14 protein-coding genes and 1 tRNA gene are annotated in these 14,502 nt (G+C 71.8%); 6 read left to right on the top strand and 9 right to left on the bottom strand.

What is annotated here, in order from left to right; all coding sequences use genetic code 11:
* Positions 1-49: 49 nt before the first annotated feature.
* Genes ACH34S_RS29600 through dgoD form a run of 5 tightly spaced genes read left to right on the top strand, consistent with a single transcriptional unit; the run spans position 50 to position 5,769 of the window.
* Complete coding sequence (locus tag ACH34S_RS29600; RefSeq protein WP_395956104.1) at positions 50-973, top strand: carbohydrate ABC transporter permease; 924 nt, start codon at positions 50-52, stop codon at positions 971-973.
* Complete coding sequence (locus ACH34S_RS29595; RefSeq protein WP_395956103.1) at positions 970-1,812, top strand: carbohydrate ABC transporter permease; 843 nt, start codon at positions 970-972, stop codon at positions 1,810-1,812. Before ACH34S_RS29600 ends, ACH34S_RS29595 begins: the two co-directional genes overlap by 4 nt.
* Positions 1,809-3,890: a beta-galactosidase gene (locus ACH34S_RS29590; protein WP_395956102.1), complete on the top strand. Its 2,082-nt coding sequence runs from the start codon at positions 1,809-1,811 to the stop codon at positions 3,888-3,890. The genes ACH34S_RS29595 and ACH34S_RS29590 overlap by 4 nt, the downstream gene beginning before the upstream one ends.
* A complete protein-coding gene (locus ACH34S_RS29585; protein WP_395956101.1) occupies positions 3,887-4,627 on the top strand; it encodes an SDR family NAD(P)-dependent oxidoreductase in 741 nt (246 codons plus the stop codon). The genes ACH34S_RS29590 and ACH34S_RS29585 overlap by 4 nt, the downstream gene beginning before the upstream one ends.
* A complete protein-coding gene (gene dgoD / locus ACH34S_RS29580) occupies positions 4,624-5,769 on the top strand; it encodes a galactonate dehydratase (protein WP_395956100.1) in 1,146 nt (381 codons plus the stop codon). Before ACH34S_RS29585 ends, dgoD begins: the two co-directional genes overlap by 4 nt.
* A gap of 10 nt (positions 5,770-5,779) precedes the next feature.
* Here dgoD and ACH34S_RS29575 read toward each other — a convergent pair whose 3' ends face one another.
* Positions 5,780-7,972 (bottom strand): DUF6461 domain-containing protein, encoded by a 2,193-nt coding sequence (locus ACH34S_RS29575; protein ID WP_395956099.1) that lies wholly within the window; start codon positions 7,970-7,972, stop codon positions 5,780-5,782.
* 165 nt (positions 7,973-8,137) lie between these two features.
* Here ACH34S_RS29575 and ACH34S_RS29570 point away from each other — a divergent pair, with 165 nt between their 5' ends.
* Positions 8,138-8,662: an SgcJ/EcaC family oxidoreductase gene (locus tag ACH34S_RS29570; RefSeq protein WP_395956098.1), complete on the top strand. Its 525-nt coding sequence runs from the start codon at positions 8,138-8,140 to the stop codon at positions 8,660-8,662.
* A gap of 37 nt (positions 8,663-8,699) precedes the next feature.
* On the opposite strand, the gene ACH34S_RS29565 is transcribed toward ACH34S_RS29570, so the two are convergent.
* The 8 genes from ACH34S_RS29565 to glp all read right to left on the bottom strand — a co-directional run bounded on the left by ACH34S_RS29565 (position 8,700) and on the right by glp (position 14,425).
* Positions 8,700-9,146, bottom strand: coding sequence for an alpha/beta hydrolase (locus tag ACH34S_RS29565; RefSeq protein WP_395956097.1), 447 nt, complete (start codon positions 9,144-9,146; stop codon positions 8,700-8,702).
* A gap of 229 nt (positions 9,147-9,375) precedes the next feature.
* Positions 9,376-9,999 (bottom strand): LysE family transporter, encoded by a 624-nt coding sequence (locus ACH34S_RS29560; protein WP_395956096.1) that lies wholly within the window; start codon positions 9,997-9,999, stop codon positions 9,376-9,378.
* A 619-nt stretch (positions 10,000-10,618) separates the two neighbouring features.
* A tRNA-Ala gene (locus tag ACH34S_RS29555) sits at positions 10,619-10,692 on the bottom strand.
* A gap of 73 nt (positions 10,693-10,765) precedes the next feature.
* Positions 10,766-11,299: a hypothetical protein gene (locus ACH34S_RS29550; protein ID WP_395956095.1), complete on the bottom strand. Its 534-nt coding sequence runs from the start codon at positions 11,297-11,299 to the stop codon at positions 10,766-10,768.
* A gap of 215 nt (positions 11,300-11,514) precedes the next feature.
* On the bottom strand, positions 11,515-12,135 hold the full coding sequence (locus ACH34S_RS29545; protein ID WP_395956240.1) for a GNAT family N-acetyltransferase: 621 nt from the start codon (positions 12,133-12,135) through the stop codon (positions 11,515-11,517).
* A 111-nt stretch (positions 12,136-12,246) separates the two neighbouring features.
* The gene (locus tag ACH34S_RS29540; protein ID WP_395956094.1) at positions 12,247-12,732 is read right to left on the bottom strand and encodes a molybdenum cofactor biosynthesis protein B; all 486 of its coding nucleotides are present in this window, start codon (positions 12,730-12,732) and stop codon (positions 12,247-12,249) included.
* Positions 12,733-12,740: 8 nt separating this feature from the next.
* Positions 12,741-13,211 (bottom strand): cyclic pyranopterin monophosphate synthase MoaC, encoded by a 471-nt coding sequence (gene moaC / locus ACH34S_RS29535; RefSeq protein ID WP_395956093.1) that lies wholly within the window; start codon positions 13,209-13,211, stop codon positions 12,741-12,743.
* A gap of 8 nt (positions 13,212-13,219) precedes the next feature.
* On the bottom strand, positions 13,220-14,425 hold the full coding sequence (glp, locus tag ACH34S_RS29530) for a gephyrin-like molybdotransferase Glp (protein WP_395956239.1): 1,206 nt from the start codon (positions 14,423-14,425) through the stop codon (positions 13,220-13,222).
* Between the last annotated feature and the right edge of the window lie 77 nt (positions 14,426-14,502).

Here is a 14,502-nt window from a genome sequence, read left to right as displayed (position 1 = left end):
ACGCCGATGACGACGCCGATGACCGAGTAGCGATCGAGGAGGCGCCCCCATGACCCGTCGCACAGTTCGCGGCGCACCGGGACGGCGGCACGCCCCGCTGCTGTTCTTCGGGCCGTTCGCGGTGGTGTTCCTCGCGTTCTTCGTCGTGCCGATCGGATACGCGGTGTGGCAGAGCTTCACCGGCGTGCGCCGCTCCGGCCCGCTCGGCCTCGGCGAGAGCGAGACGACGTTCGCCGGGCTGAGCAACTACTCCGACGCGCTGACGCAGACGGGATTCACCGAGAGCCTGCTGCGCATCCTGCTCTTCGGCGTCGTCACGGTGCCGTTGATGATCTTCGCGGCGGTCGTGCTGGCGCTGCTGCTCGACTCGGCGGCGGCGGTGTGGCCGCGGTTCTTCCGGACGGTCTACTTCCTCCCCTACGGGATCCCGGGCGTGATCGCGTCGATCCTGTGGAGCTACCTGTACCTGCCGGAGCTGAGCCCGATCCTGGAGGTGCTGCAGAAGGCCGGCGTCACCGTCGAGCCGCTCGCCGGCGACTCGGTGCTGTGGGCGATCGCCAACATCGTGCTCTGGGAGTTCGCCGGCTACAACATGCTGATCATCGTCGCGCAGCTGCAGGCGGCGCCGCGCGAGCTGTACGACGCGGCCCGCGTGGACGGGGCGAGCGCGTGGCAGCTCACCTGGTATCTGAAACTGCCGCTGATCCGTCCGGCGGTGGTGCTGGCCACGGTCTTCACGATCATCGGGACGGTGCAGCTGTTCGCCGAGCCGCTGGTGCTGAAACGGGCGGCGCCCGCCGTCACGAACGACTACACGCCCAACGTGTCCGCCTACAACCAGGCGTTCACCTACAACGACTACGGCCTCGCGGCGGCCGAGGCGGTGCTGCTGGCGCTCGCCGCTTTCGCCCTCTCGTTCGGCTTCCTGCGCCTTGCCGGCCGCGCCGGGCGTCCCGGAGGCGGTGCCCGATGAACAGGACGACCGGGGCGCGCGTGCTCGTCGTGGCGGTCCTCGCGGTCGCGGCCGGGTACTTCCTGGTGCCGATCTACTGGCTGGTCGTGGCGTCCACCAAGAGCACCGACCGGCTGCTCGGCAGCTCGCCGCTCTGGTTCGCCGGCCCGCGCCCCTGGCGGAACCTGACGGACCTGCTGACCTACGACGACGGCATCTACCTGCGGTGGCTCGGCAACACGGTGCTGTACTCGGGCGTCGGCGCGCTCGTCGCGACGCTGCTCGCGGCCGGTGCCGGGCACGCGATGGCGAAGTTCGACTTCCGGGGACGGGAGGCGGCGTTCAAGGTCGTGCTCGGCGGCGTGCTGGTGCCCACCACGGTGCTCGCGCTGCCGCTGTACCTCATGTTCAGCCGGCTCGGGCTAGCGAACACGTACTGGTCGGTGCTGCTGCCCAGCGTGGTCAGCCCGTTCGGGGTGTACCTGTGCCGGATCTACGCCGAGGCGGCGGTGCCCGACGAGCTGCTGGAGGCCGCGCGCGTGGACGGCGCCGGCGAGCTGCGCATCTTCTTCACGATCGTGCTGCGCGTCATGTCGCCCGCGCTGGTCACGGTCTTCCTGTTTCAGCTCATCGGCATCTGGAACAACTTCTTCCTGCCGCTGGTGATGCTGTCCGACCCGGACCTGTATCCGATCCCGCTCGGCCTGCTGTCGTGGCAGTCGATCGTCGACCGGCAGCCGATCCTGTACCAGCTCGCGATCGGCGGCGCGCTGGTGTCGGTGGTGCCGCTGGCCATCGCGATCGTCGTCCTCCAGCGGTTCTGGCGGACCGGCCTCACGGAAGGGAGCGTCAAGGCTTGAACGATCGGGGCGATCGGGGCGATCGGGGCGAGGAGCGGGCGGCGGCTCTGCGGGCGCGGCTCGGCGGCATCGGTTACGGCGGCGACTACAACCCCGAGCAGTGGCCCGAGGAGGTCTGGGCCGAGGACGTCCGGCTCATGGCCGAGGCGGGCGTGAACCTGGTGTCGCTCGGGATCTTCTCCTGGGCGCGGGTGCAGCCGGACCCGGAGACCTTCGACTGGGGCTGGCTCGACCGGGTCATGGACCTGCTGGCGGACGGCGGCATCGCGGTGTGCCTGGCCACCATGACCGCCTCCCCTCCCCCGTGGCTGGCGCGGCTGCATCCGGAGACGCTGCCGGTCCGGCCGGACGGGAGCGTCCTGTGGCCTGGGGCGCGGCAGCACTTCACCCCGTCCAGCGAGGTCTACCGCGACCACGCGACCCGCCTCGTCGAGCGGCTGGCGACCCGGTACGCGCGCCATCCCGCGCTCGCCGCATGGCATGTCGGCAACGAGTACGGGTGCCACGTGTCCGCGTCGTACGGGGAGGTCGACGCGGTGGCGTTCCGCGGCTGGCTGCGGCGCCGCTACGGGACGATCGACGCCCTGAACGAGGCGTGGTCGACGACGTTCTGGTCGCAGCGGTATGCCGCGTGGGACGAGATCACCCCGCCCCGGCAGGCCCCGACCTTCCCCAACCCCGCCCAGCGGATCGACTTCCGCCGGTTCTCCTCCGACGCGCTCCTGGAGTGCTTCCTGGCCGAGAAGGAGGTGCTGCGGCGCGTCACGCCGGACGTCCCGGTGACGACGAACTTCGTCCCGCTGCGCGACACCCTCGACCTGCACGCCTGGGCGCGGCACGAGGACGTCGTCTCCTACGACTCCTACCCCGACCCCGCCGACCCCGGCGCGCACGTCGCCGCCGCGTTCGCCTTCGACCTGCTGCGGTCGCTGAAGGGCGGCGCGCCGTGGCTGCTGCTCGAACAGGCGCCGGCGGCGGTGAACTGGCGGCGCGTCAACCGGCCGAAGGCGCCGGGCCAGATGCGGCTGTGGTCATGGCAGGCGGTGGGGCGCGGCGCCGACGCGGTGATGTTCTTTCAGTGGCGGGCGTCCGCCGGCGGCGCGGAGAAGTACCACTCGGCGATGGTCCCGCACGCGGGCACCGGGACGCGCACGTTCGCGGAGGTCCGCGAGCTCGGGCGGGAGCTGGCCGCGGTCCCTGACCTCGCCGGTACCCGGGTGCGCGCGCCGGTCGCGCTGGTGCTGGACTGGCCGAGCTGGTGGGGGCTGGAGCAGGACAGCCATCCGTCGGCGCTGCTGCGGCAGCAGGAGGCGAACCTCGCGCACTACGCGCCGCTGTTCGCCGCCGGGGTGGCGTGCGACGTCGTCCACCCCTCGGCGGAGGTGTCGGGGTACCGGCTGGTCGTCGTCCCCAACCTGTACATGATCACCGAGCGGGACGCGGCGAACCTGGCGGGTTACGTGCGGGGCGGTGGCCACCTGCTGGTGTCGTTCTTCTCCGGTGTGGCCGACGACCGCGACCGCGTCCACCCGGGCGGCGCCCCCGGGCCGCTCGCCGACGTCCTCGGCCTGCGGGTCGCGGAGTTCTGGCCGCTGGCGAAGGACGAGCACGTCGAGATCGAGGAGGCCGAGCCCGGCTGGCTGGGCAGCGGCTTCGGCGGCGTGGCGCACGGTTCGCTGTGGTCGGAGGAGGTCCGGCTGGACGCGGCGTCCCCGCTGGCCACGTTCGCCTCCGGCGTCCTGGCGGGACGGCCCGCCGCCGCCCGAAACCGGCACGGCACCGGCATCGCCTACTACCTGGCCACCCGCCCCGACCCTGCCGCCATGGCCTCGATACTCGCCCGGATATGCCGGGAGGCGGGCGCCGCACCAGATCTCCCAGACCTCCCCGAGGGGGCCGAGTCCGTCGTCCGCCACGCCGCGGACGGCACCCGCTTCGCGATCGTCCTCAACCACAACGACAAGCCGGTGACCGTACCGCTCCCTCCCGGCGGCGTGGATCCGCGCGACGGCACGGACGTCGTCCCGCCGTACCGGCTCGATGCCCGCGGCGTCCTCGTCGTCAGGTATCCGGCATGAAACGGCTCGACGGGAAACGCGCCGTGGTGACGGGCGCCGCGTCGGGCATCGGCGCCGCGATCGTCGACCGGTTCGAGGCCGAGGGCGCGACCGTGATCGCCGTAGACGTGGCCGCCGACGCCCTGCACGCCGCCACCGCCGATCGCCCATCGGTACACCCGGTGCCCGGCGACGTCTCCCAGGCCGACACCTGGACACGGCTGGCGAACCTGGCCCGCGACGAGTTCGGCCGCCTGGACGTGCTGTGCTCCAACGCGGGCTACAGCATCCACGCCCCGGCGCACGAACTCGCCGAAGACGACTGGGACCGGCAGCTCGCCGTCAACCTCAAGGCCGCCTACCTGGGCGTCAAAGCCTGCGTCGGGCTCCTCGCAGAAGACGCGGGCGCGGTCGTCCTGACATCGTCGGTGCACGCCGTCGCAGGGCTGCCGGGACGCCCCGCCTACGCCGCGGCCAAAGGCGGCCTGTGCTCGCTGGGCCGCCAGCTGGCGGTGGAGTACGGGCCGCGGGTGCGCGTCAACACCGTCCTCCCCGGACCGATCCTGACCCCCGTCTGGGACGGCGTCGGCGACGAGGGACGGCGCCGCAGCGTCGCGGCCACCGCGGCCGGGCGCCTGGGGCGGCCCGACGAGGTGGCGGCGGCGGTGGCCTTCCTCGCCTCGTCCGAAAGCTCCTACATCACCGGCGCGAGCCTGCTCGTGGACGGCGGCTGGACCGCCAAGAAGGACTCCGCATGAAGATCGCCAGGGTGGAGACGTTCCCCGTCCCGCCGCGCTGGCTGTTCTGCCGGATCGAGACCGACGACGGCCTGGCCGGCTGGGGCGAACCGGTGGTGGAGGGCCGCGCCGAGGTGGTCCGCGCCGCCGTCGGCGTGCTGGCCGAGTACCTGATCGGACGCGACCCGCTGCGCATCGAGGACCACTGGCAGGTCCTCGCCAAGGGCGGCTTCTACCGGGGCGGTCCGGTGCTGTCCAGCGCGCTCGCGGGCTTGGACCAGGCGCTGTGGGACATCGCGGGCAAGGCCCGCGACGTCCCGGTGCACGCGCTGCTGGGCGGCCCGGTGCGCGATCGCGCCCGCATGTACGCCTGGGTCGGCGGCGACGAGCCCGCCGCGCTGGTGGACGGCATCGCCGCCCGCGTCGGGCAGGGGTTCACCGCCGTCAAGATGAACGCCTCCGGACGGATGCCGCCGCTCGCCGGCCGCGCCGCCATGACCGCCGTGGTCGACCGCGTCGCCGCCGCCCGCGAGGCGCTCGGCCCGGACCGCGACGTCGCGATCGACTTCCACGGCCGCCTCACCCCGGCCGACTCCCGCCGCCTGCTCCCCCTCCTGGACGAACTGCACCCCCTGTTCGCCGAGGAGCCGGTCCTGCCCGACAGCCCGCATCTCCTCCGCGACGTCGTCACCGCCAGCGGCGTGCCCATCGCCACCGGCGAGCGGCTGTACTCGCGCTGGGACTTCCGGCCCGTGCTCGAAGCGGGCGTCGCGGTCGTCCAGCCGGACGTCTCGCACGCCGGCGGCATCTCCGAGACCCGCCGGATCGCCGCGCTAGCCGAAGTGTGGGGAGCCCACGTGGCACCGCACTGCCCGCTGGGCCCGCTCGCCCTGGCGGCCAGCCTCCAGGTCGCGTTCGCGACGCCGAACTTCCTGATCCAGGAGCACTCGATCGGCATCCACTACAACACCGGCGCCGACCTGCTCGACTACGTCCTCGACCCGGCGGTCTTCGAGTTCACCGCCGGCCACGCCGCGCCGCCGTCCGCGCCGGGCCTGGGCGTCCAGATCGACGAGGCCGCCGTACGCCGCGCCGCCCGGACGGGCCACACCTGGCGCAACCCGATATGGCGCCACGACGACGGCACCTTCGCCGAATGGTGAGCCCCGGCGGTCAGGGTGTACCGGTTCCGGTGATCTTGGCCTGGACGGCGGCGACCAGGTCCGCCGCGTGCGGACCGGCGGCGTGCCGGGCGGCGTCGATCGCATCGGTGGCGGCGGCGAGCGGGTCCGGGTTGGTCGCGTGGTGCAGGGCGGACCAGACCCACGGGTGTTCGCCGTCGTGGAGCTGGGACCGGCGGGCGCGCAGGTGCGCGTCCGGGCTCAGCGCGCGGGCGGCGACGCTGGCGGCGATGTCGGGATCCGCCCCGAGACCCGCGTGGCGGGCGGCTTCCGTGGCGGCCCACCAGGCCAGGTCCCGCAGCGATGACTCGGGGAGCCCGGCCAGGGCTTCGGCGGCGGAGCCGAGCGGGTCACCGGGCCTCAGACCGGCGGGGTGGTGCGGGTTCAGCTGGGGCAGGTGCGGGACGATCCGGAACGCGATGTCGGCGCCCACGATGCGGTGCAGGTCGTCGGCGGTGACGCCGTGGCCGGTGAACCGCTGCACCGCGACCAGACCCATCATCTTCTTCCCGCGGCGGTGATCGGCGAAGTCGAGATCGGCCAGCATCGAGGCGAGCCGCGGTGGCGCGTCCAGGCGGTCGAACGGTTCCACCGAGAGAAGCAGGTCGCCGTGTTCCGCGAACGACAACTGGGTCATCGCGTCGACGTTCCAGAATACGCTCGCGGCCCGTCCAGCGGCGGACGCCCTGGTCAGCACAGGTCCGGTGGACCCCTGCCAGCCGTTGAACTCCACGGCGAGCACGGCCCCTCCGACGTCCAGCACCGCGACCCATGGATCGATCGACCCCCGGTTGAACAGGTCGTCCTCGATGGCCCGGAGCGACTCCGGCCGGGCCGGGTCCGCACCGAAGGCGCGCAGCACGTCCGCGGCGTCCGCCCCGGTGACCACCGTGACCGTCGCCGCCTCCGACAGCCCGCTGCGGCGCAGCCACCGGTAGGCGGCCTCGGGCGGTTCGGGACGCACCGGCTCCGGCTCCCCGCGCAGCCGGTGGCCGAGCCGGTCGGTACGGGCGTGCACGATCTCGTCCGCGGGCGGCGCCTGCCACACCACGAGCTCGTAGTGCTCGTTTCCGTCGGCGTCGTCCCGCCCACGGGCATGGACCCGCAGCCGGTAGTCCCCCGGCCAGGGCGGGGTGAGCCCGCGCAGCTGCGACTCGCCCACCCGGGGCTCGACCGCCCGGGGACCGACCACCGAGGCGCCGCCGGCGTCCGCCCGCCAGCTGACCTCGACGATCTCCTCCCAGCCGGTCTCGACCTCCGGCGGCGGCGCCTCCAGGACCGTCACCACGATGTGGACGCGTCCGTCCTCGACTCCGGTGCGGATCACCGCACCACCCGGAACCACCGCGACCAGCCCGTTGCCACCGAAGTCGGCGTCCGGGACCTCATCGTGCTCCAGCAGCGCGAACCGGTGCCCCGCCACCGGCGCCGACCCGCTGGCCCCCAGCGGCAGCAGGTACTCCGCCCGGACCTTGGCGAGGACGGCGGCGGCATAGCCACTGGGCATCGGCGCCTCGCTCAAGAGCAGCGCCGCGGTGCCGAACGCGACGCCGAGCACCGCCGGCGGTTCGATCGCCCAAGGCTGGAGGTCCACCCGGGACAGGACGGCTGTGGCTGTGGACACGGCCAAGGCCAGCCGCGCCGCACCGTGCGCCGCGGCCACCTCCCGCTCGCCGGTGATATCAGGCGCCACCTCCAGCAGGGGAGCCACATCCGGATGGGCGGCCAGCCGGCGGGCAACCGCGGCGACCAGCGGCACCGCACCCGGCCGGACCGTGTCCAGCACGGCCGCCCCGGTGACCGCCTCGCTCGTCCCGTCCCCGCTCGTCACGGCGAAGCCGCCGGTTAACGGTTCGCCCAGGAAACCGGTCAGGTCTGGGACGCCGGACACCTCCAGCTCCGGCACGGTCAGCTCCAGCGCGCCGAGCAGCCGTTCGACCAGCATCGGCGGCAGCGAACCGAGCGCGTCCCGCACCGGCGAATCACCCGTCCCGGCTCCGGAACGGAACCGGGCGACGCCTCCGTGCCGGACGGCCGGACCATGAACCGGCCACGTGCCGTCCGCGGCCGCCCGCAGCCGCCCGAGCTCGGCGGCCGGCGACCCAGGAATACGTGCGACGACCAGCGGCATCATCGCGGAGACCGGCCCGACCATTTCCGCCAGAACCGAATCAGGAACGTCCACCACAGCACACTCCCCCACCCGTAAACACCAACAAGAAGGACGCCGCCAACCTAGCTTCGGCTACTGACAACGCTCCCTCTCGAACAATTGGCGGCGAGCCACACGCCACCTCAGAAAAGGCGCTGACCGCAACGGCCTTGCTCCAGGAGCCGTCCGCTCCCCGGCTTGACCTCAATCAAGGTTGAGGATGTTGAGTGGCAGATGGCGGCGGTGTTCACCGTCGCCCCCGGACTACGAGAGAGGGGCACGGTCATGACGGACGGCGACATCCTGGTGGTGGGAGAAATCTCGGCGGAGACGCAGGCGGCGGTGACCGGCGTGGTGAAGGCGCTGGAGAAGGCATTCAACGTCAAGGATCCCATCGCGCTGAGCGAGCAATTCGCCCGGCAGACCTCCTGGACGAACGCCATGGGCACACGCTTGGACGGCCGCGAGTCGATAGCCGAGTCCGGCGCTCCGGCGTTGAAGGGCTTCCTGCGCGATTCCTACGCGCGCTATGACGTCGTCAAACTGCTGGAAATCGCGCCCGAGGTGATCGCGGTGACCGTGGCGCAGACGCCTACCGACGAGTCGGGCAACCCCGTCGAGGGCGCCCACGGGGCGACGCTCTATGTGATCGCCAAGCGCACGGACGGCTGGAAGATCGTCGCCGGCCAGAACACCGCCATCGAGCCCCCGTCCACCCGATGACACCCGGTCACACGCGCTTTTCTGCATGACACCCCGATCACCTCTCCGGGGCGCAGGTGAGGTCGCCGGTGGGGAGACGGCCGGTGAGCAGGTAGTCCTCGACGCGGTCGTTGATGCATGCGTTGGGGTATCCGCGCTGGTAGGGGGCGTGGACGTAGGCGTCCAGCGTGATCATCCTGGAGCCTCGCAGCAGGCCGTGCAGGATCTGGTTGCTCCGGTACGTCGTCCGGGTGTCGCCGGTCGCGGCGACCATCAGCGCGGGCAGGTCCGCCTTGATCCTGGTCGGCGGCTCGGCGGGGCGCGTCGGCCAGTACGCGCACGGGCCGATGTTGATGCTCGCGCCCCGGACCCGCATGGCCGCGTTCATCGGACGCCCCGTCCGCCGGACGGCGGGACGATCACCGCACCCGGCCCGGCATCCCGGCATGCGCGGACCCCACACCACGACCGCGACGCCCGCCAGCACCGCGACCGCCCCGAGCACGGCACAACCCCGCGTTAATCCTGCTGTCGGCATGCCGACGACGCTAGGAGCCCACCCCACCCGGACACTCCAGTGATCACCCGGAAGCCGCCTCCGGACGCCCGCACCGCGCTCTTCGGGATAGCCCCCCGTTGTCGGTTACGGAGCGTCGGTGGCGGCCGTGCAGGGAAGGTGGAAGTGGCGATCGAGGCGGGGGGGCGGACGGGCAGCGCAGTCGGGAATCAGTTGGTCATAGCAGCACATTTACCGCTAGACCGCCGATGACGAAGCTGGAAACAAGGCCGGTCACGACTTGGCCGCGTCGCCCTGTAGTGAACCGCCCGAGCATTGCTCCGCTGACCGCCAGCAGCATGAACCAGCTGGCCGAAGCAGCGAAGATCGCCATGATGTAGGCGCCTGCGGTCACCGGGGTCGCGCCTATCTTGTCCTGTTGGCTGACCACGAGGCTCGTGAAGTAGACGATCGTGAATGGATTGACGAGGGTCATCCCCAGAAAGCCGATATAGGCCCCTGCGGGCTTGGTGAGGACGCCTCGATACAGCGGTCTGGTGTCCTGTTCGCGCCGGTGCCGTATTGCCGTGAGCGCGATGCGAGCGGCCAGGCAGCCGAGTATCAGGGCGGCCAGATAGCGCAGGGGGACGGCGAAGGGCTCGATCACGTTGGTTGCGGCCGCTCCTCCCACGACTGCCGCCACCGCATAGGTACCGTCCGCGGTGGCTATCCCCAGCGCCGCTGCGATACCGACGCGAAGGGAGGTGTGGGCGGCGAGACTCACCATGAATGCCGCGATGGCACCGATGGGCAGCGCCAGCGCGTACCCGGCGACGAGACCGGAGAGAACTGCTCCGCTCACCGTCCGCACCCGCTTCCCTGGTTCAGGGACCGGATCGGCGGACCATCGAGTCGGTGCGGGAGTATGTGTTCTCCGCAGTCTGGATGTGACGTCGGCCGGCCGCGGGACGGCACACCAGCCTTTGGCTGAGGTGGCACACGCCGTTTTTGGAAGGAGTTGCCGGAACCTGGGACGGCGGTGGGAGGAGCGTCCGAACTGGTTCGGGCACGGTCGACAGGGAAGTTTCCGGGCATTGCGGCGGTCTCCCATGAGGGGATGCGCCCACCGCGAGCGCGAAAGGTCAGCCGGTGGGCGAGGCGAAGTGGACAGCGTCTGGCGCGCATGCCGAGGCGCGCCGCACAGATGCGGCGTTCACCAGCAGCGCCTCCTACACTTCGCCGGGAAACTCACCCGGCACCTCCCAGGCATGCTCACCCACGGCCCGGCCACATTCAACCCCCGTCACAGTGGGTGGTGGCTAGGTTGCAGTCTGAACGTGCACATGACGCCGCGCAGTCAGAAGCCACAGAGCGGGAGCGGCCGGAGTCGCTCCCTCCAACGACAAAATCCCGCCCGGTCAACACGACCGAAACGGGATCTCATCAAACGACATCAGGCCATCTCAAGAGGGGCCCTTGGGTGGAGCTGAGGGGATTTGAACCCCTGACCCCCTCGATGCGAACGAGGTGCGCTACCGGACTGCGCTACAGCCCCGAGGACTCCGTAAGGTTAGCAAACTTCGGGGGGTGGTCGCGCACGGGTTATCCGGGGCTGCGGCGGGCTGAGGTCATTCGCCGACGGCGCGGCGGTCGTCGGCGTACTGGTCGAAGACCTCCTCGGGGGTGGGGAGTTCGATGACCTCGGCGGGTTCGGCGGCCTCGGCGGCGCGGCGGGCTTCGAGGGCCCTGGCGCGGGCCAGCGCGCGGGCCTCCGCGGCGGCGTGGCGGCGGGCGGTGTCCACCCCCGCGGCGACGCGGAGGAGCGCCAGGTGGCCGCCCAGGAGGACGGCCGGCGGCGCGATGACCCACCAGGGGGCGAAGCCGGACGCGACGACGGCCCCGGCGGTGATGACCAGGGCCGTGAGGCCGGTGGTGCGGCGGCGGCGCCGGGCGATCACGGTGGCGCGGGACGTCCGGCGGCGGGGCCGGGGCTCCGGGACCTCCTCGGGCTCCTCCTCCACGTCCTCGACGAGGGTCTCGTCGGAGCGCTTGTGGAGGAGCCGGGTGATGCCGGTCGTCTCGGTGTCGCGGCGCAGCCACATGGGTACGAGGACGATGCCCCACACGGCGACAATGGCGAGATACAGGACCGCGCTGCTCATCGGCCCCACCGTCCCAGGGCACGCTCGACCGGCGGGCCGACTTTCGGCGCGCGAACGTGCATTGGGAGCAGGGTCACGTCCCGCACGGTACGAGGGGCTGTCAGAGGTTGACGAGCATAAGGGGCGGTGTGTCGCGAGATCGATCCCGCCGTTACTCTCCGTTTGCCGGGCCTTGTCGGACGCAGGATTCTTACGGAGAGAAAGTCATAGCGGACTCAAGTGTGCCGGGGAAATGCCTGTTTGCGCTCGGCGAGCCAGCGTGCGCGGAGGCCGCCGGGAACGTCCTCGACGGTCAGCGCGTAGCAGATGTGGTCGCGCCAGGCTCCGTCGATGTGCAGATGGCGGCGGCGAATTCCCTCTTCCCGGAATCCGAGTTTTTCGACGACGCGGCGGCTGGCCGTGTTCTCGGGACGGATATTGGCTTCCAGGCGGTGCAGGCCGACGGTGAAGAAGCAGTGGTCGACGGCGAGCGCCACGGCGGTCGGAATGACGCCGCGGCCGGCGACCTGCCGGTCGACCCAGTAGCCGATCTGGGCTGAGCGGGCCGACCCCCAGACGATCGCGCCGATGGTGAGCTGCCCGGCGAATTCGTCCTCGTGGGTGACGACCCAGGGAAGGGCGAGGCCCTGGCGGGCCTCGCGGCGCATGGTGTGGACCATGCTGATGTACGGCCCGAGCCCGCTGCGGAAAAGCGGCGTCTCCGGATTGGTGGGCTCCCAGGGGCGGAGCCAGTCGGCGTTGCGCACGCGCAGCTCGCGCCAGACGGCGGCGTCGCGGTGCCTGAGCGGGCGCAGCCCGATGGATCCCTCCGTCAGGGTGACCGGCCATCCCCGCAAACGTTCCACGCTTCCATGATTCCCTGGTCGGACGTCTGGACGCCATCAATTGTCACCGAGAAATCGGGCACGCGGGACGTTCGGGCCCGGTTTGTCACACCCGGCATCCGCCTAGCCGGGCGTGGAGCCGGGTGGGCGGGGGTGGTCGCCGCCCTTGATCTGGTCTACGGCGTGGGCCAGGACGCGGCCGAGGACCGTCATGCCGTCGCGGACGCCGCCGGTCGAGCCCGGCAGGTTGACGATCAGCGTGCCGCCCGCGACGCCGGCGAGCCCGCGGGACAGGATCGCGGCGGGCACCATGTCGCGGCCCTCCAGCCGGACGGCCTCCGCGATGCCCGGTATCTCCCACTCGATCACCCGGCGGGTCATCTCGGGGGTCTGGTCGGTCGGGGTGAGGCCGGTGCCGCCGGTCGTCACGACCACGTCGTAGCCGGAGGCGACCGCGTCCCGCAGGACGTCCGCGACCGGCTCCCCGTCCGGGACGACGACCGGGCCGTCCACCTGGCAGCCGAGGTCCTCCAGCATGGCGACGAGCACGGGGCCGGACTTGTCCGCGTAGACGCCCGCCGCGGCCCGGTTGGAGACGGTGACCGCCATCGCCCTGATCATCGCCGCCACAGCCCGGTCTTGCCGCCGGTCTTCTCCTCGACGCGGACGTCGGTGATCACCGCGGCCGGGTCGACGGCCTTGACCATGTCGACCAGGGCGAGCGCGGCGACGCTGACCGAGGTCAGCGCCTCCATCTCCACGCCCGTCCGGTCGGCGGTGCGGGTGACGGCGGTGATCGCGACGCCGTCGTCCCGGATCTCCAGGTCGACGGTCACGCCGTGCAGCGCGATCGGATGGCAGAGGGGGACGAGGTCGGGGACGCGTTTCGCGCCCATGATCCCAGCGATGCGGGCGACGGAGAGGGCGTCGCCCTTGGGAATGTCGCCGGCGCGCAGTAGGGCGACGCACTCCGTTGACAGGCGGACGAAGCCCGTCGCGGTCGCCGTCCTGGCGGAAACGTCCTTGGACGACACGTCGACCATGCGGGCCGCGCCCGAATCGTCGAGATGGGTGAATTCGGAGCCCATGGCACTCACTACGGCAACCTCATGACTTCCACGTGGGAACCGGCGGGAAGGGCTTCGGCGTCCTCCCCCAGTTCGATGAGCGCGTTCGCCGACGCGAGGGAGCCGAGCTGGTGCGAGCCTTGCGATTGCGCCGCCGTGACGGTGTAGGAGCCATGGCTGAACGACAACAGGCCCCGCATGTAGTGGCGAAGCCCTGGTGGCGACTTCACGTCATCGGTGAGGACGGCGCTCACGGTCGGCAGTGGGTCGGGCGCCAATCCCTGCATGGCACGCAATGCGGGACGCACGAAAACCTGGAACGAGACGTACGCGCTTACGGGGTTCCCAGGGAGAGTGAAGACGGGGACGCCTTCGAGAAGGCCGAACCCTTGAGGCTTGCCCGGACGCATGCGCACCTTGTGGAAACCCACCGTCCCGGTGCCGGCCAGTACTTCCTTGACCACGTCCCTGGTGCCCATCGAAACGCCGCCAGTGGTGACGATGGCGTCGGCCCGGACGAGCTGGTCGTGGAACATCTCCAGCACCTTGGCGGGCTCGTCCTCGACGGTCGCCTGCCGGTAGCCCACGCCGCCCGCCTCAACAACGGCGGCGGTGAGCATGTAGCTGTTGGACTCCCAGATCTGGCCCGGGGCCAGCGGCTCGCCCGGTTCGCGCAGCTCGTCCCCGGTGGAGACGACCACGACGCGCGGCCGCGGCCGGACCGTCACCCGGGACCGGCCGACCGCGGCGATCATGCCGAGCTGCGGGGCGCCGAGCCTGGAGCCCGCGTCCACGACGACCTGACCTGCGGGAACGTCCTCGCCCGCGCGGCGGATGTAGTGGCCGGACGGCGCGGCCCGCGAGATCCGGACGGTGGCGTTGCCGCCGTCCGTCCACTCGACCGGGATGACCGCGTCCGCGCCGGCGGGCAGCGGCGCGCCCGTCATGATCCGGGCGGTGAGGCCGGGGCGGAGGGCCGACACGCCGGTGTCACCGGCGACGATGTCCCCGATGACGGGCAGCGTGACCGGGTCGGCCTCGGTGGCCGCCGCGACATCGGCCGCGACGACGGCGTAACCGTCCATCGCGGAGTTGTCGAACGGCGGCAGCGGCACGGGCGCGGACACGGCCTCCGCGAGCACCGTGCCCTGCGCCTCCAGCAGCGCCAGGTCGAGTGGCGGCAGCACCGCGACGTTGCCGAGGATGTCCGCCAGATGCTCGTCGACCGTTCTCATGCTCACCGCCCCTGTCTCCTCACACTGAGCGCCCCAGTCTCCTCATGGGCGGCGCCCCCGTCTCGGGCTCACCGTCC

Origin of the sequence: Actinomadura sp. 3N508 (assembly GCF_044326375.1) — a bacterium.
Taxonomy (GTDB): Bacteria; Actinomycetota; Actinomycetes; order Streptosporangiales; family Streptosporangiaceae; genus Spirillospora.
Note: the sequence above shows the minus strand (reverse complement) of the source record. Positions and strands in the feature narration are given on the sequence as shown.